Source organism: Nocardioides gansuensis (assembly GCF_003076135.1).
Taxonomy (GTDB): domain Bacteria; phylum Actinomycetota; class Actinomycetes; order Propionibacteriales; family Nocardioidaceae; genus Nocardioides; species Nocardioides gansuensis.
The window spans coordinates 272,547-296,848 of the sequence record NZ_QDGZ01000003.1 but is presented as its reverse complement, the minus strand read 5'-3'; the positions used below and the strand labels follow the sequence as shown (position 1 = coordinate 296,848).

At 71.8% G+C, this 24,302-nt stretch carries 31 protein-coding genes; 17 read left to right on the top strand and 14 right to left on the bottom strand.

Features of this window, described 5'->3' with window-relative positions; genetic code table 11:
- Positions 1-39 precede the first annotated feature (39 nt).
- Positions 40-390 (bottom strand): S24/S26 family peptidase, encoded by a 351-nt coding sequence (locus DDE18_RS08420; protein ID WP_245916519.1) that lies wholly within the window; start codon positions 388-390, stop codon positions 40-42.
- Between the two features lie 51 nt (positions 391-441).
- Between DDE18_RS08420 and sodN the strand changes: the two genes are divergently transcribed.
- On the top strand, positions 442-843 hold the full coding sequence (sodN, locus tag DDE18_RS08415) for a superoxide dismutase, Ni (RefSeq protein WP_116571788.1): 402 nt from the start codon (positions 442-444) through the stop codon (positions 841-843).
- Positions 844-1,355: 512 nt separating this feature from the next.
- Here the strand turns inward: sodN and DDE18_RS08410 are convergent.
- The 3 genes from DDE18_RS08410 to DDE18_RS08400 form a co-directional block, all read right to left on the bottom strand.
- Complete coding sequence (locus DDE18_RS08410) at positions 1,356-1,784, bottom strand: hypothetical protein (RefSeq protein WP_116571787.1); 429 nt, start codon at positions 1,782-1,784, stop codon at positions 1,356-1,358.
- Between the two features lie 91 nt (positions 1,785-1,875).
- A complete protein-coding gene (locus DDE18_RS08405) occupies positions 1,876-2,544 on the bottom strand; it encodes a haloacid dehalogenase type II (RefSeq protein ID WP_116571786.1) in 669 nt (222 codons plus the stop codon).
- 73 nt (positions 2,545-2,617) lie between these two features.
- A complete protein-coding gene (locus DDE18_RS08400; protein ID WP_245916517.1) occupies positions 2,618-3,619 on the bottom strand; it encodes a cation diffusion facilitator family transporter in 1,002 nt (333 codons plus the stop codon).
- 331 nt (positions 3,620-3,950) lie between these two features.
- Here DDE18_RS08400 and DDE18_RS08395 point away from each other — a divergent pair, with 331 nt between their 5' ends.
- The 3 genes from DDE18_RS08395 to DDE18_RS08385 all read left to right on the top strand — a co-directional run bounded on the left by DDE18_RS08395 (position 3,951) and on the right by DDE18_RS08385 (position 6,066).
- Positions 3,951-4,688: a GntR family transcriptional regulator gene (locus DDE18_RS08395; protein ID WP_116571784.1), complete on the top strand. Its 738-nt coding sequence runs from the start codon at positions 3,951-3,953 to the stop codon at positions 4,686-4,688.
- A 107-nt stretch (positions 4,689-4,795) separates the two neighbouring features.
- Positions 4,796-5,218: an ATP-binding protein gene (locus DDE18_RS08390; RefSeq protein WP_116571783.1), complete on the top strand. Its 423-nt coding sequence runs from the start codon at positions 4,796-4,798 to the stop codon at positions 5,216-5,218.
- An 8-nt stretch (positions 5,219-5,226) separates the two neighbouring features.
- Positions 5,227-6,066 (top strand): RNA polymerase sigma factor SigF, encoded by an 840-nt coding sequence (locus tag DDE18_RS08385; RefSeq protein ID WP_245916516.1) that lies wholly within the window; start codon positions 5,227-5,229, stop codon positions 6,064-6,066.
- A gap of 21 nt (positions 6,067-6,087) precedes the next feature.
- On the opposite strand, the gene DDE18_RS08380 is transcribed toward DDE18_RS08385, so the two are convergent.
- A complete protein-coding gene (locus DDE18_RS08380; RefSeq protein WP_116571781.1) occupies positions 6,088-6,480 on the bottom strand; it encodes a hypothetical protein in 393 nt (130 codons plus the stop codon).
- A 194-nt stretch (positions 6,481-6,674) separates the two neighbouring features.
- Between DDE18_RS08380 and DDE18_RS08375 the strand changes: the two genes are divergently transcribed.
- Positions 6,675-6,926: a WhiB family transcriptional regulator gene (locus tag DDE18_RS08375; protein WP_056601527.1), complete on the top strand. Its 252-nt coding sequence runs from the start codon at positions 6,675-6,677 to the stop codon at positions 6,924-6,926.
- A gap of 16 nt (positions 6,927-6,942) precedes the next feature.
- Here DDE18_RS08375 and DDE18_RS08370 read toward each other — a convergent pair whose 3' ends face one another.
- A complete protein-coding gene (locus DDE18_RS08370) occupies positions 6,943-8,418 on the bottom strand; it encodes a sensor histidine kinase (protein WP_116572007.1) in 1,476 nt (491 codons plus the stop codon).
- A gap of 70 nt (positions 8,419-8,488) precedes the next feature.
- Here DDE18_RS08370 and DDE18_RS08365 point away from each other — a divergent pair, with 70 nt between their 5' ends.
- The 4 genes from DDE18_RS08365 to DDE18_RS08350 are packed head-to-tail and all read left to right on the top strand — an operon-like array spanning position 8,489 to position 11,861.
- Positions 8,489-9,334 (top strand): DUF2785 domain-containing protein, encoded by an 846-nt coding sequence (locus DDE18_RS08365; protein WP_116571780.1) that lies wholly within the window; start codon positions 8,489-8,491, stop codon positions 9,332-9,334.
- Between the two features lie 9 nt (positions 9,335-9,343).
- Positions 9,344-11,014 carry an acetolactate synthase gene (locus tag DDE18_RS08360; protein ID WP_116571779.1) on the top strand — a complete coding sequence of 557 codons (1,671 nt, stop codon included), beginning with the start codon at positions 9,344-9,346 and terminating at the stop codon, positions 11,012-11,014.
- Positions 11,014-11,496, top strand: a complete 483-nt coding sequence (locus DDE18_RS08355) for a GNAT family N-acetyltransferase (protein ID WP_116571778.1) — start codon at positions 11,014-11,016, stop codon at positions 11,494-11,496. Before DDE18_RS08360 ends, DDE18_RS08355 begins: the two co-directional genes overlap by 1 nt.
- Positions 11,493-11,861 carry a thioesterase family protein gene (locus DDE18_RS08350; protein WP_116571777.1) on the top strand — a complete coding sequence of 123 codons (369 nt, stop codon included), beginning with the start codon at positions 11,493-11,495 and terminating at the stop codon, positions 11,859-11,861. The genes DDE18_RS08355 and DDE18_RS08350 overlap by 4 nt, the downstream gene beginning before the upstream one ends.
- Before the next feature lie 71 nt (positions 11,862-11,932).
- On the opposite strand, the gene DDE18_RS24240 is transcribed toward DDE18_RS08350, so the two are convergent.
- From DDE18_RS24240 to DDE18_RS08325, 6 genes are all read right to left on the bottom strand, one after another.
- Positions 11,933-12,007, bottom strand: coding sequence for a 50S ribosomal protein bL37 (locus DDE18_RS24240; RefSeq protein WP_369797015.1), 75 nt, complete (start codon positions 12,005-12,007; stop codon positions 11,933-11,935).
- 70 nt (positions 12,008-12,077) lie between these two features.
- Positions 12,078-12,341 carry a mycothiol system anti-sigma-R factor gene (rsrA, locus tag DDE18_RS08345; protein ID WP_116571776.1) on the bottom strand — a complete coding sequence of 88 codons (264 nt, stop codon included), beginning with the start codon at positions 12,339-12,341 and terminating at the stop codon, positions 12,078-12,080.
- A complete protein-coding gene (locus DDE18_RS08340) occupies positions 12,341-12,994 on the bottom strand; it encodes a sigma-70 family RNA polymerase sigma factor (RefSeq protein ID WP_116571775.1) in 654 nt (217 codons plus the stop codon). The genes rsrA and DDE18_RS08340 overlap by 1 nt, the downstream gene beginning before the upstream one ends.
- A gap of 80 nt (positions 12,995-13,074) precedes the next feature.
- Complete coding sequence (locus DDE18_RS08335; RefSeq protein WP_116571774.1) at positions 13,075-13,746, bottom strand: alpha/beta hydrolase family protein; 672 nt, start codon at positions 13,744-13,746, stop codon at positions 13,075-13,077.
- Complete coding sequence (locus DDE18_RS08330; RefSeq protein ID WP_116571773.1) at positions 13,743-14,498, bottom strand: SOS response-associated peptidase; 756 nt, start codon at positions 14,496-14,498, stop codon at positions 13,743-13,745. The genes DDE18_RS08335 and DDE18_RS08330 overlap by 4 nt, the downstream gene beginning before the upstream one ends.
- Before the next feature lie 36 nt (positions 14,499-14,534).
- The gene (locus DDE18_RS08325; protein WP_133241192.1) at positions 14,535-15,134 is read right to left on the bottom strand and encodes a hypothetical protein; all 600 of its coding nucleotides are present in this window, start codon (positions 15,132-15,134) and stop codon (positions 14,535-14,537) included.
- A 351-nt stretch (positions 15,135-15,485) separates the two neighbouring features.
- On the opposite strand from DDE18_RS08325, the gene DDE18_RS08320 reads away from it, so the two are divergent.
- The 7 genes from DDE18_RS08320 to DDE18_RS08290 all read left to right on the top strand — a co-directional run bounded on the left by DDE18_RS08320 (position 15,486) and on the right by DDE18_RS08290 (position 22,082).
- Positions 15,486-17,231 (top strand): sigma-70 family RNA polymerase sigma factor, encoded by a 1,746-nt coding sequence (locus tag DDE18_RS08320; RefSeq protein ID WP_116571771.1) that lies wholly within the window; start codon positions 15,486-15,488, stop codon positions 17,229-17,231.
- A 37-nt stretch (positions 17,232-17,268) separates the two neighbouring features.
- Positions 17,269-17,799, top strand: a complete 531-nt coding sequence (locus DDE18_RS08315) for a DoxX family protein (protein ID WP_116571770.1) — start codon at positions 17,269-17,271, stop codon at positions 17,797-17,799.
- A 21-nt stretch (positions 17,800-17,820) separates the two neighbouring features.
- Positions 17,821-19,104: a 3-phosphoshikimate 1-carboxyvinyltransferase gene (gene aroA, locus DDE18_RS08310; RefSeq protein WP_116571769.1), complete on the top strand. Its 1,284-nt coding sequence runs from the start codon at positions 17,821-17,823 to the stop codon at positions 19,102-19,104.
- Between the two features lie 82 nt (positions 19,105-19,186).
- A complete protein-coding gene (gene rsgA, locus DDE18_RS08305; RefSeq protein WP_116571768.1) occupies positions 19,187-20,185 on the top strand; it encodes a ribosome small subunit-dependent GTPase A in 999 nt (332 codons plus the stop codon).
- A 24-nt stretch (positions 20,186-20,209) separates the two neighbouring features.
- Entirely contained in the window at positions 20,210-21,103 is an 894-nt protein-coding gene (gene hisN, locus DDE18_RS08300; protein WP_116571767.1) for a histidinol-phosphatase, read from the top strand.
- 95 nt (positions 21,104-21,198) lie between these two features.
- Complete coding sequence (locus DDE18_RS08295; RefSeq protein WP_116571766.1) at positions 21,199-21,630, top strand: CBS domain-containing protein; 432 nt, start codon at positions 21,199-21,201, stop codon at positions 21,628-21,630.
- A gap of 80 nt (positions 21,631-21,710) precedes the next feature.
- Positions 21,711-22,082 carry an FKBP-type peptidyl-prolyl cis-trans isomerase gene (locus DDE18_RS08290; RefSeq protein ID WP_116571765.1) on the top strand — a complete coding sequence of 124 codons (372 nt, stop codon included), beginning with the start codon at positions 21,711-21,713 and terminating at the stop codon, positions 22,080-22,082.
- A gap of 89 nt (positions 22,083-22,171) precedes the next feature.
- Here DDE18_RS08290 and DDE18_RS08285 read toward each other — a convergent pair whose 3' ends face one another.
- Entirely contained in the window at positions 22,172-22,417 is a 246-nt protein-coding gene (locus tag DDE18_RS08285) for an RNA-binding S4 domain-containing protein (RefSeq protein WP_116571764.1), read from the bottom strand.
- Positions 22,418-22,594: 177 nt separating this feature from the next.
- The gene (locus DDE18_RS08280; protein ID WP_116571763.1) at positions 22,595-23,860 is read right to left on the bottom strand and encodes a DUF445 domain-containing protein; all 1,266 of its coding nucleotides are present in this window, start codon (positions 23,858-23,860) and stop codon (positions 22,595-22,597) included.
- A gap of 38 nt (positions 23,861-23,898) precedes the next feature.
- On the opposite strand from DDE18_RS08280, the gene DDE18_RS08275 reads away from it, so the two are divergent.
- Positions 23,899-24,294: an FAD synthase family protein gene (locus tag DDE18_RS08275; RefSeq protein WP_116571762.1), complete on the top strand. Its 396-nt coding sequence runs from the start codon at positions 23,899-23,901 to the stop codon at positions 24,292-24,294.
- The last annotated feature ends 8 nt before the right edge of the window (positions 24,295-24,302 follow it).

Genomic DNA, 24,302 nt, shown 5'->3' with positions numbered 1-24,302 from the left:
CGTCCGTGCGCCGCCAGTGTGGCCCAGCCCACTCGGCGGTCATACCCGCCGCGGGCGCGGCCACAGCCGGAGCAGTACGACGCCCAGGACGGCGTCGTCGGGCACCGGACCGCGGTGCCGGGAGTCGACGCCCTCCGCGGGGTTGTCGCTGAGCAGCCACCACCCCGTGGCCCCGGTCCGGAGGGGACGGGGCCCCTCGACCCGCTTGACGGCTGTCGTCCCGTCGGCGAGGCGGGCGAGCACGAGGCGGCCAGGCCCCGGCCGGGCGCCGTACCGGACCAGCACCCGGTCCCCCTCGCGCAGCGTCGGGAGCATCGACCGGCCACGCACCACGGCGATGCCGAGGAGCCCGTCTGGGTGGGCCGGACCCGTGAGTGGACCGGGGTGCACGCGGAGTAGTGTCGCAGGCGCACGGACCCCGACTCCCACGAGAGGAACACGATGTTCTCCCGTCTCTTCGCCACCACTGTCGAGGCCTCGGCCCACTGCGACCTTCCCTGCGGCGTGTACGACCCGGCCCAGGCGCGCATCGAGGCCGAGTCGATCAAGGCCATCATCGCCAAGGTCGCCGACAACGACGACCCTGACTTCCGCACCCGCGCCGTGCTCATCAAGGAGCAGCGCTCGGAGCTCGTGAAGCACCACCTGTGGGTGCTGTGGACCGACTACTTCAAGGCCCCGCACTTCGAGAAGTACCCGGAGCTGCACACGCTCTTCAACGAGGCCACCAAGCTCGCGGGTGCCACGGGCACCAAGGGCACGCTGGATGCAGAGGTCGCCGACCAGCTGCTCGCGAAGATCGACGAGATCGCCGAGATCTTCTGGGAGACCAAGAAGGCCTGAGGTCTTCTGCAGGCTTCTGACGTGCACGTCTAACCCTCAGACGCCGCCTCGGTCCGCGGAGATTCTGCAAGCGGACCGAGGCGGCGTCTGCCACGTCAAATCGGTGGGAGTCCCGGGACAGCCTGAGACGCAGTGGGGACGATCAGGCCCTGACGCTGCGGTGGGGGTACTCCTCATCAAGACCAGCACCCATGTCGGCGGCGCAATCGCCGTCGCTGTCTACGCAACCACGATCGAGGCGGTCGGCGTCGATGCGCCACGCGATGGCCGTCCCCACGCCATCGCCTTCTTCGCCGCCGCGACACTGACCCTATGCGGAGGGTGCGAACGCTCCGAACGACGGATCCGGAGCACAAGGTCGGTCCTGCCCTCGCGCGTCGAGCGCGGCCGTGTCCGGTTCGCGCCGGCCCGCAGAGAAGTCCACGGGACACCAGGAGGGGCCCGGTTACCCGGGCCCCTCCTTGTGCTCGCCGCGCGTCCATCGAGACGACGCTTGCGCGGTGTCACCTCAGTTAGGCGGAGGCGGTGACTTCCTCGACGACGGCCGCGTGGATGTGGAGCATCCGCGCGAAGAGGGCATCGCCTCGGGTGAACTGGAGCGGGAGCTCGCCGCCAGCGGCGACCGCGTCCTTGGTGCCGTCGAAGAACGCGGCGCCCTGATCGGGCAGCTTCCCCTGGGTCTTGTCGTCGGGGTCGAGCGGGTTCACGGTGTCCGCGATCGTCGGCCAGAAGGCGCGGGCCGCGTGGGTGGACTCGAACTCCATGAGCAGAGCCAGGGTGTCAGGGAGCAGTTCGCCGGCCACTTCCTCGAGCACCGAGCCGCCGAGGTAGCCGGGGTGACCGTCGAGGGATCGGAGCCACTCGCCCAGGTACTTCTTGGCTTCGTCTCCGTGGCCGGGCTTGGCGACGAAGACGAAGATGTCGCGGCGCTTGCGATTCATGTGCTTCCCTTCTGAGTTGCGGCCAGGGCCGCGGGTTGGGGATTGACCGGCTCGGGCGAGGGATCTGGAGTCCCTCGCCCGAGTCGGGGCTTCAGGCGCCGAGCAGGGCGGCGAGGCCGGCGATGTCGTTGACCTCGTGGTAGCCGTAGTAGGGCGTGCTGGGTTCGTAGCCGCGGTTGACGTAGACCTTGTTGGTGATCCGAAGGTCGTGGGCGGGCATCAGGTCGTAGCGCAGGCTGGAGGAGACGTGCAGGATGTCTCCCGGGCCGCAGCCGAGCTGGTCGAGCATGTACTCGAACGCCTGCAGCCGGGGCTTGTACGCCTGAGCCTGCTCCGCGGTGAAGACCGAGTGGAAGGGCGCGCCGAGCTTGTCGACGTTGCTCTGGATCTGCTCGTCGGCGGCGTTGGACAGGATCACCAGTGGGTAGTGCTCGGCGAGCACGCCCAGCGGCTCGGGTACGTCGGGGTGCGGTCCCCAGGTCGGGACGGCCTCGTAGATGGCTCGCCCGTCGGCGTCGCGGTGCTCGATGCCCCACAGCTTGGCGGCTCGGGCCAGCGCGTCGTTGATCACCTGGTGGTAGGGCTTGTAGGCCCCCAGGACCTCGTCGATGCGATAGGCCTCGAAGTCATCCAGGAAGTCCTCCATCCGCTCCTCCGGCACCCGGTCGGCCAGCAGCTTCCGGGTCAGGCTCGACATCCCGAACGCGGTCAGGGTGCCGTAGCAGTCGAAGGTGATGTACCTGGGCCGGAACTCGATCATTCCGCTCCTTCTTCTTGTTTGGTGTGGTTGGTGTGCTTCCGCCCCTGGCCTGCCGGCGTCCAAACCCCCGGGGTTATGAGGAGACCTTGCCCTGGCGCGCGAGGTATTCCTGGCGGGCCTGGGCGCTGGTGTGGTGGTGCGTCAGCTCGTGCAGCTCGGCGGGCTCGACTCCGTCGACGACCGGGTTGACGTGGACGACGACGTTCTCGACGTGGGCGACGGAGTGCAGCACCTTGTGCTCGATCTCCTCGGCGAGGGCATGGCTCTCCAGAACGGTCAGGCCCGCGTCCACGCCGATGTTGGCGTCGGCCTCCATGCGGTGACCGCTCCAGCGGGCCCGGACCCGGCCCACGCTCACGACGCCGGGGACCGAGCCGATGACCTCGGTCAGCTGGTCGATGACGCCGTCGTCGACGCCGTCCATGAGCCGGCGGGTGGTGGTCCGCAGCGAGCTGACGAGGATCCACAGGATGGCGGCGGCGATGAAGAACCCGATGATGGCGTCGGCCTGCGGGAAGCCGAGCCATACACCGATCACTCCGATGACCACCGCGATCGAGGTGAACCCGTCGGCGCGGGCGTGCTGGCCCTCGGCGATCAGGGCTGCCGACCCGATGCGCTTGCCGGCGCGGATCCGGTAGACGGCGACCAGCTCGTTGCCGGCGGCACCGACCAGGCCGGCGGCGAAGACCCACCACAGGTTGGTCAGCTCACGCGGGTTCACCAGGGCGTCGACCGACTCCCAGATGATCAATCCCGCCGAGAGGGCGATGATCAGCGAGATGAAGAGTCCGACCAGGTCCTCGGCGCGGCGGTAGCCGTAGCTGTACCGCTTGCTCGCGGCGCGCTGTCCGATCCGGAAGGCGATGATCAGCGGGATCGTGGTGGCGGCGTGACCCACGTTGTGCAGGGTGTCGGCGAGCAAGGCGATCGACCCCGAGATCGCGACGATGAACATCTGCAGCACGGCCGTGGCGCCCATCCCGGCCAGGCCGATCCACGCCGCTCGGATGCCCTCGCTGCTGGACTCCTCGGCCGACTGGATCGCCTCGTTCGAGTCGTGTGAGTGCGGCACCACGATGTGCTTGACCTTGGCCCACAAGCCTGAGCCGTGGTCGTGATCCCCGTGGTCATGACCGTGGTCATGCCCGTGACCATGACCGTGCCCGTGGCCCTCGTGACCGTGGCCCTCGTGACCGTGGCCCTCGTGGTGAGGGTGGGCCAGGTGCTCCTCACTGTGCGGGTGGGGGTGCGGCATGGGTGTTCCCTGTCCTTCTCTGCTCGACTCGGGCGGCGGGCCGTTCTCGGAAGATCGACCGTGGACCGTCACGTGAGGTTGGTTGTGATGTATCACGAACCGTATTACGCTTCCCCCCACGTAAGTCAAGCCAAACCCGAGGACCGTCTTGAGCCGAGCCGCCACAAGTCCCACCGAGCCGCGTGCCACCCGCAGCGGCACCGATGAGGCATACGACTACCTCAAGCGCCGGATCCTGCTCTGCGACCTGAGTCCTGGAGAAGAGCTGCGCGAGGCCGCCCTGGCCGAGAGCGCTGGGTTCGGCCGGACGCCCGTCCGGGAAGCGCTGCGACGGCTGGTGCAGGAGGGGTTCGTAGAGGTCCGGCCGAGACAGGGCTACCGGGTCTCCCCGATCACTCTGGCCAGCGTTCACGACGTGTTCGAGCTCCGGCTGCTGCTGGAGCCGGCCGCCGTCGAGTTCGCCACCCGACGCGCACCTCGAGAAGCCATCACCGCCCTGCACGACCTTGCACACGCTCACTACGTGCACGGCGATCAGGAGAGCTACGAACGATTCCTCGTCGACAACCGCAATCTGCACGTACGGATCGCGGAAAGCACGGGCAACCAGCGTCTGGCCCACATGCTGGGCAACCTCCTCGAAGAGATGCAGCGGCTCTTCTTCCTCAGCCTCGACGCACGCGACAGCAGCATCGAGCAGATGCACGAGCACCACGAGCTCTACGACGCCATGCTCGCCGGTGACGTCGAGAAGGCCCGGCGCATCGTGGTCGACCAGATCGAGCAAAGCCGCCAGCGAGTCATCGACGCCTTGGTGACGCGTGTGGTCGGAGGGACCGCGCCCGACGCCCTGGCACACGTGGCGGCCGGCCCGCGCCGCCGGTAACCCGGCCGCGACAGAACAAGCCGCCGACGCGCGACCACGGGCTGGCCGGCCCCGGTTAGTGTGTCCGCACCTCCCCACTCCACCCACAGGACGGGACGCGACCTGAGATGGCCACCAGCGACGACCCCACCGAGGCGCGCGCAGACGTCGAGCTGCGCCTCCCCGCCGACGGCGCCTTCGCCTCGGTGCTCCGCACCACGACGGCCGGCCTGGCGGCCCGGCTGGACTTCACCATCGACGACATCGAGGACCTGCGCATCGCGATCGCCGAGGCCAGTGCCCTCGTCCTCGCCGAGGCCGACCCCGGCGCCGACCTGGTCAGCAGGTTCTTCCTCTCCCCCGGCCGGATGCAGGTCCAGATCGAGACGCAGGCGATCGACGACCCGGCGCCCGACTACGACAGCTTCGCGTGGCAGGTCCTCGACACGCTCGCCACGGACGCCGAGGCCTCGTCGGCCGGTGGGGTTTTCCGGGTGCGCTTCTCGATGAGCTCACAGGTCGCCCCCACCGAGGCAGGCGCCGGGCTCTGAGGATGGCCATGGACGACTCGGGGGACGTCACGATGGGGGCCAGGGTGCCGGCCGTGGACGAAGGGATCGAGGACGAGCTGCCGCAGACGACGCTCGAGGTCACCCGGCGACGCAGCGCGGCGCTCTTCCAGCAGCTGCTCGGTGACGGGACGGACGCGGAGCGCTCCGTGGCGCGCGACGAGCTGGTGCACCTCCACCTGCCGCTGGTGGAGCACTGCGCGCGCCGGTTCCGCAACCGTGGGGAGCCGCATGAGGACCTCGTCCAGGTGGGCACGATCGGCCTGATCAAGGCGATCGACCGCTTCGAGACCGACCGGGGCGTGGAGTTCTCCACCTATGCGACGCCCACGATCATCGGCGAGATCAAGCGCTACTTCCGCGACAAGGGCTGGGCCATCCGCGTGCCTCGGCGGCTCCAGGAGCTGCGCATGCAGATCGGCTCCACGGCCGCCGAGCTCTCCCACAAGCTCGGCCGCTCTCCCACACCCCGCGAGCTGGCCGAGGCGATCGGCTGCACGGTCGAGGAGATCGTCGAGGGCATCGAGTCGGCCAACGCCTACAGCACCCTGTCCCTCGACGCCTCCGACGACTCGGGCGACGGGCCGCCGAGCATGCTCGACTCGCTGGGCATCGACGACGCGGGCCTCGAGCACGTCGAGATCCGCGAGTCGGTCAAGCCGTTGCTCGAGGGGCTGGGCGAGCGCGAGAAGCGCATCCTGCTGCTCCGCTTCTTCCGCAACATGACCCAGTCGCAGATCGCGGAGGAGATCGGGGTCTCGCAGATGCACGTCTCGCGGCTGCTCACCCGCACGCTCGCCCAGCTGCGCCAGTCGCTCGAGGCCGACTGAGCGACCTCAGCCGCGGTGCGCTCAGGCGTCCCGGTCGGAGTCCAGCGCCTCCATGCTGGCGGGGTGGAGCAGGCCGGCGATGACCACGACGGCGACCACCGCCAGGCCGATCGCGACGAGCAGGGTGTCGCCGCCGCGGAAGTTCCAGGCCAGGCCGAGCCAGATCAGCTGGGCGAGCAGCACCGGCCCGCGAGCCCACGCCCGGCGGCGCGTGAGCGCCCAGGCACACAACCCCAGCCCCGCGCCGTACGCCGCGAAGAACAGCGACGTGGTCAGGCCCATCGTGAGGCGCTGGCTCGACACGTTCGCGAGCTCGGCCACCGCGAACAGGACCACCAGCAGCGCCTCCACCGCGACGAGCGACGCCGCGGTCACGAGAGGCGGAGGTACGTCGAGCTGGCGGGGGCCGATCACGCGCCACACCCTAGACGCCGCGCCAGCCTGTGAGCGACGCGACCGGCTCAGGGCTTGTGTGTGAGAGCATCTGTTGCCAGTCTGGGGGTGCGCTCGTGAACGCGTGCAATAGACCCGTGCCCGAAATACGGACGTGTGGGAGATCCCGTGCGCTCGTACCCCCCGCTTCAACGTGAAAGTAGGAACCCCCTGCCATGGATTGGCGCAGCCGCTCTGCTTGCCTCGACGAGGACCCGGAGCTGTTCTTCCCGATCGGCAACACCGGTCCGGCCATCCTCCAGATCGAGGAGGCCAAGCAGGTGTGCCGTCGCTGCGAGGTGCGCGAGCAGTGTCTCGCGTGGGCGCTGGAGGCTGGACAGGACCACGGCGTCTGGGGTGGGCTGAGCGAGGACGAGCGCCGCGCGCTCAAGCGTCGCAACGCGCGGGCGCGCATCCGCACGGCCTGAGGCACCCGGCGGAGGGTCAGTCGAGCGGGAGGTCCACCTGGACGCGCGCGCCGGGACCCGGCACGGCGTCGCCGATCTCCAGGATGCCGCCGAGCTCGGACTCCACGAGCGTGCGCACGATGGACAGGCCCAGGTTGGTCGACCCGTCGAGGTCGAAGCCGGCCGGAAGGCCGTGCCCGTCGTCCGCGATGATCACGTGCAGCCGGCCGACCAGTCGCCGTGCCGTGACGACGACGCGTCCCTTCGCGTCGTCGGCGAGGTCGGAGTAGCCATGCTCCACGGCGTTCTGCAGCACCTCGGTCACCACCATCGCCAGGGGTGTGGCGATCTCGGAGGGCAGCACGCCGAAGCTGCCCTCGCGCAGCACCCGCACCCGCTCCCCCGCCACGCTGACCTCGGTCACCATGCGGGAGAGGCGGTCGACGATCTCGTCGAAGTCGACGCTCTCCTCGACCGCGTGGCTGAGTGTCTCGTGCACGATCGCGATCGAGCCGACCCGTCGCACCGCCTCCTCCAGAGCCGACCGGGCCGCGGGCTCGCCGATGCGGCGGGCCTGGAGGCGCAGCAGGGCGGCGACCGTCTGCAGGTTGTTCTTCACCCGGTGGTGGATCTCGCGGATCGTGGCGTCCTTGGTCACCAGCTCGCGGTCGCGGCGGCGCAGCTCGGTCACGTCGCGCACGAGGACCAGGGCCCCGATCCGGTCGCCGTGCGGCCGCAACGGGATGCTCCGCACGATCATCCACACCTCGTCGGAGCCGAACTCGCCCTCCCGGTCGGCCCGGCCGCCGAGCACCGCGCTGAGCGTCTCCTCGTCGGGGCGCCGCCGCACGGGCACCAGGTCCCGGGTGAGGTCGGCGAGCACCTGCCCGCTGAGGTCGCCGGTGAGGCCGAGGCGCCGGTAGGCGGACTGGGCGTTGGGGCTGGCGTAGACCACGCGGCCCGCGGCGTCGAGACGCAGGAACCCGTCTCCCACCCGCGGTGAGTCGGCGTGGTCGCTGCGCTGCCGCGGCTGCGGGAAGTGGCCGGAGGCGATCATCTGCGTGAGGTCGGCCGCGGTCTGCAGGTAGGACAGCTCGAGCCGGCTCGGAGTGCGTACGCCGAGCAGGTTGGTGTTGCGGGCCACGACCGCGATCACCCTGCCGGCGCGGCGTACGGGGATGACCTCGACGCGCACGGGGACGTCGTCGCGCCACTCGGGATCGCCCTCCCGCACCAGGCGGCCCAGCTCGTAGGCCTGGTCGAGCATCCGGCGGCGGCCGACGGGCACGAACGTGCCGAGCACGTCGTCGACGAGTGCCGTCGGGCCCGTGGTCGGCCGCATCTGGCCGGCCGCCCAGAAGCCCTTGCCCTCCTTGTCGGGCAGCCACAGCACGAGGTCCGCGAACGACAGGTCGGCGATGATCTGCCAGTCGGCCATCAGCAGCTGCAGCCAGGCGACGTCATCGCTGTCGAGGTCGGTGTGGGCGTTCACGAGCTCGAGCAGGGACGGCACGGCCCCAGCGTAGGCCCTGCGTCCGGGACCGGCGTGCGCCCGGCTGGCGGCGACTGGCAGGATTGCCCGCATGGGGATGACCTACTGGGACGAGGTCATGAGGACCGGGTTGGCGGTCCCTGGCGACCGGCCACTCGACGACCTGACGGCCGAGCTGACGACGATGCTCGGCGACCCCGACCCCGCCCGTCGCGACGGCATCGCCTTCCCTGCTCTGGTCACCTGGATCGCCCGCGGCGTCTACGACGACCTGCTCGTCGGCCTGGGTGACGGCATCGCGGCCGGCCTGTCCGTCGGAATCGGTGAGTCGGGCACCGACACCGTGTTCCGGCGCAGCTTCTCGGCGCTGGTGCTCGGCGAGGTCATCGCCCGCACCACCGACCAGCACCGCGTCCCCGGCGGCAAGGTCCTCGAGTGGGGCGACCGGCTCGCGTCGTGGTTCGTCCGCGAGCGCGACTGCCGCGGCTACGTGCCCGCGAAGGGCTGGGCGCACGCGGTGGCCCACGGCGCCGACGCAGTCGGCACGCTCGCGCAGTCTCCGCACCTGGCCGGCAACGAGCTGACCGTGGTCCTCGACGTGATCGCCGACCGGCTGCTGCGGCCGGGCACGCCGGTCCTCACCTCCGGCGAGCCCGACCGGATCGCGGCGGCCACGATGGCGGTGCTGCGCCGCAACGTCGTGGGTCTCAAGGTGCTCGAGCCCTGGATCGCCCGAATCGCCGCAGGGGCGAGCCCCCACCGGCTCGGCGGCGCCGGCGACCCCTACGCCGCGACCGCCAACCCCCAGGCGTTCCTGCGCGCGCTCTACCTCCAGCTCTCGCTCGCACCCGAGCCGCCGCAGGTGCGGCCCGACCTGATCCTGGTGCTGGTCGACGCGCTGCGCGCCACCAACGCGCCGTTCCTTGCCCCCCATTAGCCTGCGGGCATGACCGAGCAGACCTCTCCCGTCGACATCTCCGGGCACAGCGGCCAGCTCGCCGTGGCAGTCGCCCGCGCGCACGGCGTCGAGACGATGTTCACGCTCTCCGGCGCTCACGTGTTCCCGATGTACGACGGAGCGGTCAAGGCCGACCCGCCCATGCGCCTGGTCGACGTGCGGCACGAGCAGACGGCGGCGTTCGCGGCCGAGGCGACCGGCAAGCTGACGCGGACACCGGGGCTTGCGGTGCTGACCGCCGGCCCGGGTGTCACCAACGGGGTCAGCGCGATCGCCCAGGCGCAGTTCGCCGGCTCCCCGATGGTCGTCGTCGGCGGTCGCGCCCCCGCCAAACGCTGGGGCTCCGGCAGCCTCCAGGAGCTCGACCACGTGCCGATCGTGGCCCCGGTGGCGAAGTCGGCGCGCACCTTGCACACCGCCGGTGAGGTGCTGGCCGGGATGGACGAGGCGTTCACCCTCGCCGGATCGTCGCACCGCGGCCCGGTCTTCGTCGACGTGCCGATGGACGAGTTCTTCAACGCCTCGACGGGGCCGGCGCCCGTCATCCCGCAGGCCGCGCCGCTCGAGCCCGACGGCGACGAGCTTGGCCGGGTCGCGGCGCTCCTCGGCGCGGCCTCCCGGCCGGTGCTGGTGCTCGGCACCGACGTCTGGGCCGACCGCGCGGAGGAGTCGGCGCTGCGCCTGGTCGAGACCTTGGGGATCCCCACCCTGACCAACGGCATGGGCCGCGGTGTCGTGCCGGGCGGTCACCGCCTGCTGGTGACCAAGGCCCGCGGGGCCGCGCTCGGCGGTGCCGACCTGGTCGTCGTGGTCGGCACCCCGCTGGACTTCCGGCTCGGCTACGGCGTCTTCGGCGGCAAGGACGGCGCGACACCGCCCCGCGTCGTCCATCTCGCCGATGCCCCCGGCCAGGTCTCCGGGCACGCCGACCTGGCCGCTTCCGCCGCGGGCGACCTCACGCTGCTGCTCGACGGCCTGGTGGCCGCCGTGCAGCGGCTCGGGCGCCGCCCCGACTGGACCGACTGGGCGGCGCAGCTGGGCGACCTCGTGAAGGCCGGTGCTGCCCGCGACGCAGAGCTGCTCTCCGCGGAGGCCGACCCGATCCACCCCGCACGCATCTACGGTGAGCTGGTGCCGCGGCTCGCCGACGACTCGGTCGTGATCGGCGACGGCGGCGACTTCGTCAGCTTCGCCGGTAAGTACGTCGAGCCGAAGCGGCCCGGCGGCTGGCTGGACCCGGGCCCCTACGGCTGCCTGGGTGCGGGCCTGGGCGCCGCCATCGCCGCCCGGATCGCCCGGCCGTCGGCGCAAGTGACGCTGCTCCTCGGGGACGGCGCGGCCGGCTTCTCGCTCATGGACGTCGACACGCTCGTGCGCCACCAGCTGCCGGTCGTCATGGTGATGGGCAACAACTCCGCCTGGGGCCTGGAGAAGGGCCCGATGCAGATGCTCTACGGCTACGACGTCGCCGCCGACCTCGCCCCGCGCACGCCGTACGACGCGGTCGTGTCGGCGCTGGGCGGGGCGGGCGAGACGGTCACCGACCCGAAGGAGATCGGGCCCGCCCTCGACCGCGCCTACTCCGCCGGGCTCCCCTACCTCGTCAACGTGATCACCGACGTGGAGGCCGCCTACCCCCGCAACACCTTCGGGATCTGATGGAGCTCCGGCGCGCACGACCCGAGGAGGCCGCTGCCGTCGGCGACCTCACCGTGGCGGCGTACGCCCAGTTCACCCACGGCGCCGTCGACCCCTACGTCGCGCGGCTGCGTGACGCCGCGGCCCGGGACAGGGACGCCGAGCTGTGGGTGGCGGTGGAGGGCCCCGAGCTGCTGGGCACCGTGACCTACTGCCCGCCCGCCTCGCCGTGGCGCGAGCTCGCCAGGGACCACGAGGGCGAGTTCCGGATGCTGGCCGTCCACCCCGCGGCCCGCGGTCGCCGGGTCGGCACGGCGCTGGCCGCCCTGTGCGAGGAGCGGGCTCGCGGGCACGGTGCGAGCGCCATGGTGCTGTCCTCCCTGGCGGAGATGACCGCGGCCCATCGGGTCTACGACCGGCTCGGCTACGTCCGGCTGCCCCACCGCGACTGGGAGCCCCTCCCGGGCGTGCGGCTGATCGCCTTCGGGAAGGAGCTCACATGAGCGACGCCACCCTGCTCTTCACCGTGACCGACGCCGACACCGCCGAGGCGGTGGGCAGCGGCTCCCTGCCGGTGCTCGGCACCCCGCGCGTGCTCGCCTGGTGCGAGGCGGCCACGTGCGCCGCGCTCGAGCCGACCCTGGCCGAGGGGTCGACCAGCGTCGGCACGCGGATCTCCCTCGAGCACCTCGCGGCGTCCCCGGTGGGCGCGGAGGTGGAGGTCACGGCGTCGGAGGTGCACGTCGACGGCCGGCTGCACCGCTTCACCGTCGCGGCGCGGCACACCGGGGACGGCCGGGTCGTGGCGTCGGGCGAGGTGACCCGGGTGGTCGTGGACGCGGAGCGCTTCCTGGCGCGGGTGCGCTGAGCGCCGTACGAGGTCCCCGGCAAGCAGCGAACCCCCGGCCGGCTGGCTCGGGGGTCCGTCGTCTGGTGCGCTCAGGCGTTGGGGCGCTTGCCGTGGTTCGCGCCCTTCTTGCGGCGAGCGCGGCGCTTGCGGCCGGTCTTGCCCATGGTGTCCTCCATCGTCTGGCCCAGAATCGGGCGTCGGAGCATCCTCTCAAATGCCCCGGTGATGTGCGAATCAGCCCTCGGTGATGCGGACCTGGACGGCCCGGATCTGCACGCGGACCCGCTCGCGGAGCGACTCTGGAGCCGACTCGCCGCAGGAGCGGTGGACGACGGCCTTCACGGTGCGCTCGAGGTCGTACTTCTCCAGACAGGGGCCGCACTCGTCCAGGTGGCGGCGCACCAGGGCGCAGTCCGCCTCGTCGAGCTCGTTGTCGAGGAGGTAGACGATGCGCTCGAGGTAGTCGGCGCAGTCCTCGGGGTCGTGCTGGTGACCCATCACTCGCTCCCCACCGTGCCGCTGGGGAGGAGGTCGTTGGCTCGCACGTGGTCGGCGAGCATGTCGCGGAGCTGGCGACGTCCCCGGTGCAGCCGGGACATCACGGTGCCGATGGGGGTGTTCATGATCTCGGCGATCTCCTTGTAGGCGAAGCCCTCGACGTCGGCGAGGTAGACCGCGAGCCGGAACTCCTCGGGGAGACGCTGCAGGGCGTCCTTCACCTCGGAGTCGGGCAGGTGCTCCAGCGCCTCCATCTCGGCGGACTTCAGGCCGCCGGAGGTGTGGGACTCGGCCCGCGCGAGCTGCCAGTCCTCGACGTCCTCGGCCATCGACTGCTGGGGCTCCCGCTGCTTCTTGCGGTAGGAGTTGATGTAGGTGTTGGTGAGGATGCGGTAGAGCCACGCCTTGAGGTTGGTGCCCGGCTTGAACTGGTGGAACGCCGAGAACGCCTTCGCGAACGTCTCCTGCACCAGGTCCTCGGCGTCCGCGGGGTTGCGGGTCATGCGCATGGCGGCGCCGTAGAGCTGGTCGAGGTAGGGCAGCGCGTCGCGCTCGAAGCGCGCGGACCGCTCCTCGGGGGTCTCGGACTCGAGCAGCGCGCCGGGCCCGCCGGCGGGCTCTTCGGGGGTCCCACCCGTGAGTGATTCAGTCATTGCAGTCCAGATTACCGACACTTCGGCAGGACTGAGATCCTTGGGACCGGTCGACGTCGTGAGCACGTGGGCAGAACACCTCACGCTCCGTCGTGATTCCCGCCCTCGCTGCCGACCACGTCGCGCACCAGCCACTCCAGCACCGTCTCCACGACGATGCCCATCGCCTCCTCCTGCGTGACCGGCCCCCGCGCCGGCACCTTGAGCCCGTGGTCGGCCCCCGGTACGACGGCCAGGTCGACGCCGCGGACCCCGGCCGGGAACTCCTCGGGCCGCCCGAAGGGGTCGCGCTCCCCCTGCACGACGAGCGTCGGAAGCCGGACGCCGGTCAGCTCGTCGAGGCGACTGGCCTCGGGGCGGCCTGGCGGGTGGAGCGGGAAGGAGAGCAGCAGGCAGCCCGACGCGCCCAGCGACCGGGCGGTGCGGGCGGCGGACCGGGCCCCGGCCGACCGGCCGCCCAGCACGAGGGGCGTGCGGACGCGCATCACGTCGCACGCGGCCCTCAGCGCGGCGTCGAGCGTGGCTGGGGCGCCCGCGATCTTGCGGCCCGCGACGCGCCAGGGCTGCTCGAAGAGCACCGTGGTGATGCCCTGGGAGGGCAGCGCGTGGGCCAGCGTCACCAGGTCGCGCGCGTCCACTCCGCCGCCCGCTCCGTGGCTGAGCATCAGGGTGGCGAGCGGGTGCCGGGCTCGGCGGGTGTGCAGCCTGCCCTCGCCCTGGGGAGTCTGCACCGTCTTGACCGCTGCCTTCACGAGACGACCTCCTCGAGCGGCAGCGGCTCGATCAGCTCGGGGCCGTTGTTGGCGACGTTGCCGACGCGGGTGGACACGGGGTAGGCCTCCAGGCTGCCGGGTGCTGCCGGCACGAGCAACGACAGCTCACCGGGCACGCGGGGGTCGAGCCACTGCGCCCACCTGTCCCGTTCCACCATGAGCGGCATCCGGTCGTGGATGTGGCCCAGGGAGTCCTCCGCCTGCGTGGTGATCACGGTGCAGGTCCAGCGGAACCGGTCGGGGTCGTCGTCGCCGCGGCTCGGGTCTCGCCAGATCTCGTAGAGCCCCGCCATCGCGAGCACCCCGTGGTCGCGCGGCCGGATAAAGAACGGCTGCTTCACCGGCTTGCCCCGCGAGGTCGTCTGCGAGGTCGGGTACCACTCGAAGTAGCCGTCGGCCGGGAGCAGGCAGCGCCGCACCGCGAAGGCACGCTTGTACGCCGGCTTCGCGGCCACCGTCTCCATCCGGGCGTTGATCATCCGGCTGCCGATCGCCGGGTCCTTGGCCCACGAGGGCACCAGGCCCCAGGTGAACACCCTCAGCTGGCGCTGTGGTGGCTGCTCCTCCCCCTCCTCGCCCGTGCGGGGCGGGCGCTCGACGACGGCGTAGACCTCCTTGGTGGGCGCCACGTTGTAGTCGGCTGCGAGCGGGACGGGGACGCGGCTCTCGACGACCTCGAACTCCTCGATCAGGTCCTCGGGGCGTCGCGATGACGCATAACGGCCGCACATGGCACCACCCTATGAGAGCGGGGCCGTGCCTGCAGGTCAGCCGCGGGCGAGCTCGTCGAGCAGCACCGCGGCAGTGGTGTCCGACGACGGCAGACCCTCGATCCACACGCGCGGAGCGACGCCGGCGACCACGAGGCTGCTCACCAGGTTGCGCAGCAGCCGCACCCGGGCGCCGAGCCGCTCGTCGCGCCGGGCCACGACCACCACGCGCCGGGCGCCGAGCCGACCGATCGTCTCTCCCAGCGGGAAGACGGTGCGGGCATCGTCGCCGAGCCGCGCCAGCCGGAGCGAGCGCTCGAGCTGTCCACTCCCGTCCTCGACGCCGTCGGCCGAGGCAGCGGGACCGAGCTCGCACACCACGAGCGCGTGGGTGTCGCAGAGGGAGCCCTGGACGTGCTTGCGGTAGAGGTCGGCGAGCTGGCTGCGGACGTGTGCCTGCGTGGCCAGCCCCGTGGTGGGGTCCTCGCAGGAGAGCTGGTGCATGTAGGCCAGCGTGGCGTCGCTCCAGGCGACGAGCAGCGCCGACGTCGCGGCGTACGACGGGTCGCAGCCGTTGACCGCCTGCCAGGTGTCGTGCAGCCCGGCGTGGGCTTCCTCCAGGGACGAGCCGTCCAGCGCCATCCGGCGTCCGACCACGCGGCAGGCCTCCGTGGGGTCCGACCCCGAGGTGAGAGCCTCCGCCACAGCCTCGTATCCCGGTGGCAACACCGATGACACGTCAGCGGGCAGCAGCCCCCCTCTCACCCCGGGGTGGCTGGTGGGCACCCGACGCGTGCGTGTCGCGAAGATGCCCAACGGCCTGCTCCCTCTTCCAGTGGCCAACACTGAATGGACGTGGCCAGGTGAGGGACATGACGCCGTTTCGGGGCCGATTTTCCGGCGGCTCCGGCCCGATGTCCGCATTCAGCGCATTCCGCAGACGGGAGCCGGGCGGACGCAGACAATACAAGTCACGTCATCGTTCCCCCAATCGATCGTTGAGTCAGCATGAGCGCCACGACAACGCTGGAAGCTGCCGCGGACGCCGAGCTGATCTCGGCGGTCCGGGGCGGGGACCTCGACGCCTACGGCGCCCTCTTCGAGAGGCACGCGGACGCCGCGCGCCGGCTGGCCCGCCAGCTGGTGGCAGCAGGCGACGTCGACGACCTGGTCTCTGATGCCTTCGTCAAGGTGCTCGGCGTCCTGCAGCGCGGGGGCGGCCCGGACGTGGCCTTCCGCGCCTACCTGCTGACCGCCGTACGACGCCTCCGCGTGGACCGCCTGAGGGCCGGGTCCAGGCTCCACCACACCGACGAGATCGAGGCCTTCGACCCGGGTGTCCCGTTCCGGGACACCGCCGTCGAGGGCTTCGAGAGCGAGGCGGCGGCGCGCGCCTTCGCCTCCCTCCCCGAGCGCTGGCAGCTCGTGCTGTGGCACACCGAGGTCGAGGGCCAGAAGCCGGCCGATATCGCTCCGCTGCTGGGCATGAGCGCCAACTCCGTCTCCGCGCTCGCCTACCGGGCCCGTGAGGGGCTGCGTCAGGCTTTCCTCAACGAGCACGTCGGCGACCTGGAGGAGGACGCCTGCGAGTGGACGCACCAGCACCTGGGTGGCTACATCCGCAACGGGCTGTCCCGGCGCGACTCGGGCAGGACCGAGGCCCACCTCGACGAGTGCCGCAAGTGCATGGCGATCTACCTCGAGCTCACCGAGGTCAACTCCAACCTGGCCGGCATCCTCGCCCCGCTGCTCCTCGGCAGCGCTGCGGCGGGCTACCTCTCCTCGGTGGGCGCCGGCTCCGCCGGGGGCCTGGTGCTGCTGCTCGACCGGGGCAAGGAGTGGCTGGCCGGCAACACCCAGGCGGCTGCGGTCGGCGGCGTGGCCGCCAGCGTCGCGGTCGCAGCGGGCGTGTTCGCGGCCGTGCAGGGAGGCGGCGAGGCGAAACGGCCGCAGGCCGATGCGCCGCGGGTGTCCGTCTCGGCCCCGAAGGAGGCGGGCTCGACGTCCGCCAGATCCCGGCCGAAGCCGACCGATCCGCGCACGAGGGCCTCCTCGGCCGTGACCACGACCGCGAGCGCCCCTGAGCCGGTGCCCACGACGGCACCCACGCCGACCCCCACACCCACGACGACGCCCACCCCGTCGCCGACCCAGACGCCGACGCCCACTGAGACCCCGACTGAGAACCCGACCGAGAACCCGACGCAGAACCCGACTCCGACGCCGACCCAGACGCCGACGGAGACCCCGACGCAGACGCCCTCGGAGCCCACGACACCGACACTGGTGCCGACTCTGCTGCCGACTGAGACACCCGTCCCCACGGAGACGCCCACCCCCACGGAGACGCCCACCCCCACGCCGACACCGACGGACCCCACGCCCACTGAGTCGGAGACCACGGCTCCGACGCCGACTCCGCCGGGGCCCGACCTGACCTTCTCTGCGGGCGTGGTCACCACTGGCCCGCAGCACATGATCTCGGTGACAGTGTCGGGCGTGCCGGCCGCCGCTCAGGCCGTGCTGACTGTGCAGCCGAGCGACTCCGTGGCCAACTTCGTTGCCGTCGACGAAGAGCGGTGTACCGAGGCACGCAAGGCGTGGAGCTGCACCATCAGCGGCGCCGACTCGCCCCTGCCTCTGCTCTTCTCGGCGGTGGCACCGCAAGGCGGGACACTCGCGATGTCCGTCTCGCCTGTCGGCTTCACCGACTCGGACACGTCCAACAACCAGCGGGATGTCCCTCTGCCGTGACGCGCCTCTTCTTCCCGCCATCGTGTAGGAAGGAGCCATGACCGTCTCGAGACTGATCGCCCGACCGATGCTGGCCTCGATGTTCGTCGCCGGTGGCATCGATGCCCTCAAGAACCCCGAGGCCCTGGCCCCGGCTGCCGCGCCGCTGGCCGACAAGGCGGTGCCGCTCGCCCGCAGGCTGGCCCCCGGCGCCCCCATCCCCTCGGACCCCAAGACCCTGGTCCGCATCAACGGGGCCGCCCAGGTCGCCGCCGGGCTCGCCCTCGCCACCGGCCGGGCGCCGAGACTCGCGTCCACAGTGCTGGCGGCCACTCTCGTGCCCACCACGCTCGCGGCGCACCGCTTCTGGGAGGAGACCGACCCGGGCGCGAAGGCCGGCCAGCGGGTCCACTTCCTCAAGAACGTCTCGATGCTCGGCGGCCTGCTGCTGGCCGGGGTCGACACGGAGGGCAAGCCCGGGATGGCGTGGCGCGCCCAGCGCGCCGCGAAGGACGTACGCCGGGAGGCGCGGCAGCTCGCGAAGGACGCCCGGCGCGAGGCCCGCCTCGCCAAGGCACAGCTCACCTGACGTGCTCGGTAGGCTGCGCAGGTGACTGCGCCTGCCGACACCGACCTGTGGCCCGCACCGCGCCCGAACGCGCCGGTCGAGCGCACGATCTCCCTGCCCGGCAGCAAGTCCCTCACCAACCGCGCGCTGGTGCTGGCCGCGCTCGCGGACGGGCCGAGCGTCGTACGCCGCCCCCTCCGCTCGCGCGACACGACCCTGATGGCCCGGGCGCTCGCGTCGATGGGGGTGGGCGTCGAGGACTCCGGTGACGACTGGCGGATCACGCCCGGCCCGCTCGACGGGGACGCCCAGGTGGACTGCGGGCTGGCCGGGACCGTGATGCGCTTCCTGCCGCCGGTGGCCGGCCTGTCGACCGGGCGGGTCTCCTTCGACGGCGACCCGCACATGCGCAACCGCCCCGTCGGCGAGGTGCTCGTGGCGCTGACGGCCCTCGGCGTGCAGGTCGACGACGGCGGGCGCGGGGCGCTGCCGTTCACGGTCGTGGGGCGCGGCTCGGTGCCGGGTGGCACGGTCGTGATCGACGCGAGCGCCTCCTCGCAGTTCATCTCCGCGCTGCTCCTCGCGGGCGCCCGCTTCGAGCACGGCGTCGACGTCCGCCACGACGGCAAGCCCGTGCCCTCCCTCCCCCACATCGACATGACGGTGGCGATGCTGCGCCGGCACGGGGTCGAGGTCGACGACAGCGGCGCCAACCGGTGGGCCGTTGCCCCCGGCCCGATCGCCGCCGTCGACCACGTGATCGAGCCCGACCTGTCCAACGCGGCGCCGTTCCTCGCCCTGGCTGCAACCTCCGGCGGGTCGGTGACGATCCGCGACTGGCCGCGCGAGACGACGCAGGCCGGCGACGCCCTCCGCGAGATCCTCGCCCAGATGGGCTGTGAGGTCGCGTTCACCGACGAGGGCCTGCGGGCCCGCGGCACCGGCCGGCTGCACGGCATCGACGTGGACCTCCACGACGTCGGCGAGCTCACTCCCGCCGTCGCCGCCCTCTGCGCACTCGCCGACTCCCCCTCCCACCTGCGCGGCGTCGCCCACATCCGGGCACACGAGACCGACCGGCTGGCCGCGCTCGCGGCCGAGCTCGGCGGGCTCGGCGCCGACGTGACCGAGCACCCCGACGGCCTCGCCTTCCGGCCGGCCCCGTTGCACGGCGGCGTCTTCCGCACCTACGCCGACCACCGGATGGCCCACGCCGGCGCCATCGTCGGGTCGGCGGTCGACGGCGTGAAGGTCGAGGACATCGCGACCACGTCGAAGACCTTCCCCGACTTCGCCGGCTTCTGGAGCGCGCTGGTGGTGCCGTGAGCGAAGGGCGAGACCGCGTCGGACGCCCCAGGACGTCCGACCGCAACCCTGCGGTCGAGCTGCGAGCTCACCGGGAGGAGACGTGAGCGGTCGCGGTCGCTACACCGACCACGACGCGGAGCACTACGAGCGCCCGCGCCGGCGCACTCGTCCCCGCACCAAGGACCGGCCCACCTACGAGGACGCCGTCGACGGCGTCGTCGTCACCGTCGACCGGGGCCGCTTCACCGTCCTCATCGACGGCTCGACGGTGATGGCGATGAAGTCCCGCCCGCTGGGCCGCAAGGGCGTGGTGGTGGGCGACCGGGTCCGCGTCGTCGGCGACGTCTCCGGCGCCTCGGGCTCGCTGGCCCGCATCGTCGAGGTGGTCGAGCGCACGACGACACTGCGCCGCACGGCGGACGACGACGACCCCGTCGAGCGGGTCATCGTGGCCAACGCCGACCAGCTGGTCGTCGTGGCGGCCCTGGCCGACCCCGAGCCCCGGCCGCGCCTGATCGACCGCGCCCTCGTCGCGGCGTACGACGCCGGGATGGCGCCGCTCCTGTGCCTGACCAAGGCCGACCTGGCCGACCCGGAGACGCTGCTCTCGACCTACCGCTCGCTCGGGGTGCCGTGGGTGGTGACGGAGCGCGGCGGGGACCTGACCGAGGTGCGCGACCGGTTGCGGGGGCGCACGAGCGTGCTGGTTGGCCACAGCGGCGTCGGCAAGTCGACCCTGGTCAACGCGCTGATCCCCACGGCCAAGCGGGACGTGGGCGTCGTCAACGCCGTCACCGGCCGGGGCCGTCACACCTCGACGTCGGCCTACCTGCTCGAGCTCCCCGGCGGCGACGGCTGGATCATCGACACGCCCGGCATCCGCTCGTTCGGGCTCGCCCACGTGCAGCCGGGCGACCTGATCGAGGCCTTCCCCGACCTCGACGAGATGACCGAGGACTGCCCCCGCGGCTGCACCCACGGCAGGGACGAGCCCGAGTGCGGCCTCGACGAGGCGTTGGCCGCCGGCCAGGCCGACGCGGAGCGGGTGGAGTCGTTCCGCCGCCTGCTCGCCGCACGGGAGGCGTCGACCGACTGGTGAGCGCCCGGGCCTACCCTGTGCTCCATGGCCATCACCGGACCCGCGGACTACACCGACGACCTGCGCCTCGCGCACGTCCTCGCGGACGACGCCGACTCACTGACCCTGGCCCGGTTCAAGGCCCTCGACCTGCACGTGATGAGCAAGCCCGACCTCACACCGGTCACGGATGCCGACCAGGCGGTCGAGGAGGGCATCCGTCGCACGCTCTCGCGCGTGCGGTCGCGCGACGCCGTGCTGGGCGAGGAGCACGGCTCGGCCGGGCACAGCCAGCGGCGCTGGATCATCGACCCCATCGACGGCACGAAGAACTTCGTCCGCGGGGTGCCCGTCTGGGCGACGCTGATCGCGCTCGCCGTCGACGACGAGGTGGTGCTCGGCGTCGTGTCGGCTCCCCAGCTGCAGCGCCGCTGGTGGGCCTCGAAGGGCAACGGCGCCTGGACCGGCCGGTCGCTGCTCAAGGCGACGCGCTGCGAGGTGAGCGACGTACGCCGCCTCGAGGACGCCTCCTTCGCCTACAGCTCGCTCTCGGGCTGGGACGAGCGCGGCCGCCTCGACGACTTCATCTCCCTGACCCGGCGCTGCTGGCGCACGCGCGCCTACGGTGACTTCTGGTCCTACATGCTGCTGGCCGAGGGCGCGGTCGACATCGCCGCCGAGCCCGAGCTGGAGCTCTACGACATGGCGGCGCTCGACGTCATCGTGCGGGAGGCCGGCGGCCGCTTCACGTCGCTCGAGGGCACCGACGGCCCCTACGGCGGCAACGCCCTCGCCTCCAACGGCCACCTCCACGACGCGGCCCTGTCCTTCCTCGGCGCGCTCTCCGGCGACGTGGACGACCCCGACGACCGGCGGCCCGGCCACGGGTCGGTCCACGCGCTGCGCGGCCGCCAGATGCCACCCCCCGTCGCGGACTGAGCACTTGTCCACGCCCCGCGTGGCCCCCTGTCATCCGGCCCGCGAAGTGGCTAGTTTGAGCCGCAGGCAAGACGAATGCAGGTGGAGGTGGACGGATGCGCATCAACGACGTGCTCAGGGCGAAGCCGAGCCAGGACGTGATCACGATCGCCCCGGAAGCGACGGTGCGCGAGCTCGTGGCGCTGATGGCGCGGCACAACGTCGGCGCGCTGGTCGTCAGCTCCGACGGCAGCTCGGTCGACGGCATTGTGAGCGAGCGCGACGTGGTGCGCCACCTGCTGGAGCGCGAGGACGTCCTCGACGCACCGATCACCGAGATCATGACGTCCCAGGTGCGCACGTGCGAGGGCTCCGAGTCGCTCAACGAGCTCATGCAGGTGATGACCGCCCACCGGATCCGCCACGTCCCCGTGCTCACCAACGGCCGGCTCACCGGGATCATCTCGATCGGCGACGTCGTCAAGCACCGCATCGACGAGCTGGAGTTCGAGCGCGACCAGCTCGACAACTATCTCCACCAGTCCTGACCGACCTATGGGAGCGGGCCACTCCCCCGACTGGTGACTAGGGTGGCGCAGACAGCACACCCGTCCGAACGGAGCACACCGTGACCGAGAAGCCCGACGTCGACCCGCACCTGGGAGACGCCCCCACCGACCTCGAGGTGACCGACCTGGTGGAGGGAGACGGTGTCGAGGCCACGGCCGGCTCGACCGTCTCGGTGCACTACGTGGGCGTCGCCCACTCCACCGGTGAGGAGTTCGACGCCTCCTACAACCGGGGCACTCCCCTGCAGTTCCGCCTCGGCGTCGGCCAGGTCATCGCCGGCTGGGACCAGGGTGTCCAGGGCATGAAGGTCGGCGGCCGTCGCCGCCTCGTGATCCCGCCGCACCTGGGCTACGGCGACCGCGGCGCCGGCGGCGTGATCAAGCCCGGCGAGACGCTGATCTTCGTGGTCGACCTGCTCGGCGTCAGCTGACCCGGCGCATCTGCACGCGCAACGCCCGCCGAGTCGGCGCATCTGCACGCGCAACACCCGCCGAGTCGGCGCATCTGCACACGCTTCGCCTACCGGGGGACGTCGATCTCGGCGTCCCCTGAGGCGACTCTGGCCGAGGCCGGGCCGAGGGTGACCACGTCGCCCTCGACGAGCTGTCGGCCACGGCGGGTCTCGACCTCGCCGTTGACCAACACCTCGCCTGCCGCGATGAGCGGCTTGGCCTCGGCGCCGGTCTCGACGAGGTTGGCGAGCTTGAGGAACTGCCCGAGCCTGATCGACTCGTCGCGGATCGGGACGTCCATCGGCTCGCTCATGAGGTCATCGTCCCCGCGGGAGAGTCGCCGCCACAACTCCTCAGGGCGCGGCGTACCACCACCGCGTGCAAACGCGCCGACTCGACACCCTCACCGTGGGCAGACGCGCCGACTCGACACCCTCACCGTGGACAGACGCGCCGACTCGACACCCTCACCGCGTGCACACGCGCCGAGTCAGTGGAGCAGCACGGCCACCGTGTGGATGAGCAGGCCGACGAGCCCGCCCACGATCGTGCCGTTGATGCGGATGAACTGCAGGTCACGCCCGACGTGCAGCTCGATCCGTCGGGCCGCCTCGCGGCCGTCCCAGCGCTCGATGGTGTGCGTGATCACCGTGGTCAGCTCGGCGCCGTAGCGGGAGACGGCGAACACCGCGAAGTCGGCGGCGGCGCCGTCGAGCTTGGCGCGCAGCTCGGCGTCGCTGACGAGGCGCTCGGCGAACGCCGTGAGCTCGACGATCAGCCGCTGCCGCACCGCGCCGTCGCGCTGACGGATCGAAGCCAGGAGGGCCGCCCGCATCGCCTTCCAGAGCGAGATGGCCGTGGTGACCACCTGGGGGTGCTCGAGCACCCGCTCCTTGAACCGCTCGGCGCGCTCCATGGTGGCCGGGTCGTGGAGCAGGTCCTGGGCCAGCTGGGCCAGCATCGAGTCCAGCGCCCGGCGGGCGTGGTGGTCGGGGTCGGCCGCGATGTCCTCCAGCCACCTGACCGCCTCGATGTGCAAGCGCTCGGTGACCACCTCGTTGAGGCGCGGCGGGGCCCACCACGGGGCCCGCTCGCTGAGCACCTCGCTGAAGGTCTCGGGGTTGTGCACCAGCCAGCGATGCAGCTCCTCCAGGGCCAGGTCGACGAGGCCGTGGTGGAGGTCGTCGCGCACCATCTCGGCGAGCAGGCTGCCGGCCAGCGGGGCGATCGGCTCGTCCCGGAACCGCGGGATGAAGGCCTCCGTGACCAGGTCGGCGATGTGCTCGTCGCGCACCTTGCCCAGGCCGATCGCGGCCACGTCCGCGACCTCGTCGGCGACCCGGCGCACGTTGGCCGGGTCGGTGAGCCAGTCGCCGACGCGCCCGGAGATCTCGGCGGCGCCCACCCGGTCGCGGATAATCGCCTCCTGGAGGAAGTTCTCCGCCATGAACTCCTCGAGCCCCTTGCCGAGCTCGTCCTTGCGCTTCGGCACCAGTGCGGTGTGCGGGATGGGGAGGCCGAGCGGGTGCCGGAACAGCGCGGTCACGGCGAACCAGTCGGCGATCGCGCCCACCATCGACGCCTCCGCGCCGGCGTTGACGAAGCCCCACGCACCCTCGCCGCCCAGCGTCGCGACGTACACCACGGCGGCCAGGACCAGCAGCGACACCGCCACCGTCCGCATCCGGCGCAGTGCCCTGCGCCGCTCCTCGTCGGCGGCCGGGTCGGGCGTGATCATCGAGACCGTCGCAGTCATTCGCGGGTCCTCTCCGTCGAGCCGATACATTGACGCGCATGTCCCGCACCGTCATCACCTTCGGCACGTTCGACGTGTTCCACGTCGGGCACCTGCGGGTGCTGGAGCGGGCCGCGGCGCTGGGTGACCGGTTGGTCGTGGGCGTCTCGGCCGACGCCCTCAACGAGCAGAAGAAGGGACGGGTTCCCGTCTTCAGCCAGAAGGAGCGCCTTGCCATCGTCGCTGCGCTCAAGGTCGTCGACGAGGTCTTCGTCGAGGAGAGCCTCGAGCAGAAGCGCGACTACATCGTGGAGCATGGCGCCGACGTCCTCGTCATGGGGGACGACTGGGCCGGCAAGTTCGACGAGTTCTCCGACGTGTGCAAGGTCGTCTACCTCCCGCGCACGCCCGCCATCTCCACGACCGCGATCATCGAGCACATCGCCGACTTGTAGCCTGTGGG

Excerpts from the sequence above, each read along its gene's own strand:
- sodN (WP_116571788.1), top strand. The coding sequence starts at position 442 with ATGTTCTCCCGTCTCTTCGCCACCACTGTCGAGGCCTCGGCCCACTGC.
- DDE18_RS08410 (WP_116571787.1), bottom strand. The coding sequence starts at position 1,784 with ATGAATCGCAAGCGCCGCGACATCTTCGTCTTCGTCGCCAAGCCCGGC.
- DDE18_RS08405 (WP_116571786.1), bottom strand. The coding sequence starts at position 2,544 with ATGATCGAGTTCCGGCCCAGGTACATCACCTTCGACTGCTACGGCACC.
- DDE18_RS08390 (WP_116571783.1), top strand. The coding sequence starts at position 4,796 with ATGGCCACCAGCGACGACCCCACCGAGGCGCGCGCAGACGTCGAGCTG.
- DDE18_RS08385 (WP_245916516.1), top strand. The coding sequence starts at position 5,227 with ATGGACGACTCGGGGGACGTCACGATGGGGGCCAGGGTGCCGGCCGTG.
- DDE18_RS08375 (WP_056601527.1), top strand. The coding sequence starts at position 6,675 with ATGGATTGGCGCAGCCGCTCTGCTTGCCTCGACGAGGACCCGGAGCTG.
- DDE18_RS08365 (WP_116571780.1), top strand. The coding sequence starts at position 8,489 with ATGGGGATGACCTACTGGGACGAGGTCATGAGGACCGGGTTGGCGGTC.
- DDE18_RS08360 (WP_116571779.1), top strand. The coding sequence starts at position 9,344 with ATGACCGAGCAGACCTCTCCCGTCGACATCTCCGGGCACAGCGGCCAG.
- DDE18_RS08355 (WP_116571778.1), top strand. The coding sequence starts at position 11,014 with ATGGAGCTCCGGCGCGCACGACCCGAGGAGGCCGCTGCCGTCGGCGAC.
- DDE18_RS08350 (WP_116571777.1), top strand. The coding sequence starts at position 11,493 with ATGAGCGACGCCACCCTGCTCTTCACCGTGACCGACGCCGACACCGCC.
- rsrA (WP_116571776.1), bottom strand. The coding sequence starts at position 12,341 with ATGGGTCACCAGCACGACCCCGAGGACTGCGCCGACTACCTCGAGCGC.
- DDE18_RS08340 (WP_116571775.1), bottom strand. The coding sequence starts at position 12,994 with ATGACTGAATCACTCACGGGTGGGACCCCCGAAGAGCCCGCCGGCGGG.
- DDE18_RS08330 (WP_116571773.1), bottom strand. The coding sequence starts at position 14,498 with ATGTGCGGCCGTTATGCGTCATCGCGACGCCCCGAGGACCTGATCGAG.
- DDE18_RS08320 (WP_116571771.1), top strand. The coding sequence starts at position 15,486 with ATGAGCGCCACGACAACGCTGGAAGCTGCCGCGGACGCCGAGCTGATC.
- DDE18_RS08315 (WP_116571770.1), top strand. The coding sequence starts at position 17,269 with ATGACCGTCTCGAGACTGATCGCCCGACCGATGCTGGCCTCGATGTTC.
- hisN (WP_116571767.1), top strand. The coding sequence starts at position 20,210 with ATGGCCATCACCGGACCCGCGGACTACACCGACGACCTGCGCCTCGCG.
- DDE18_RS08295 (WP_116571766.1), top strand. The coding sequence starts at position 21,199 with ATGCGCATCAACGACGTGCTCAGGGCGAAGCCGAGCCAGGACGTGATC.
- DDE18_RS08285 (WP_116571764.1), bottom strand. The coding sequence starts at position 22,417 with ATGAGCGAGCCGATGGACGTCCCGATCCGCGACGAGTCGATCAGGCTC.
- DDE18_RS08280 (WP_116571763.1), bottom strand. The coding sequence starts at position 23,860 with ATGACTGCGACGGTCTCGATGATCACGCCCGACCCGGCCGCCGACGAG.
- DDE18_RS08275 (WP_116571762.1), top strand. The coding sequence starts at position 23,899 with ATGTCCCGCACCGTCATCACCTTCGGCACGTTCGACGTGTTCCACGTC.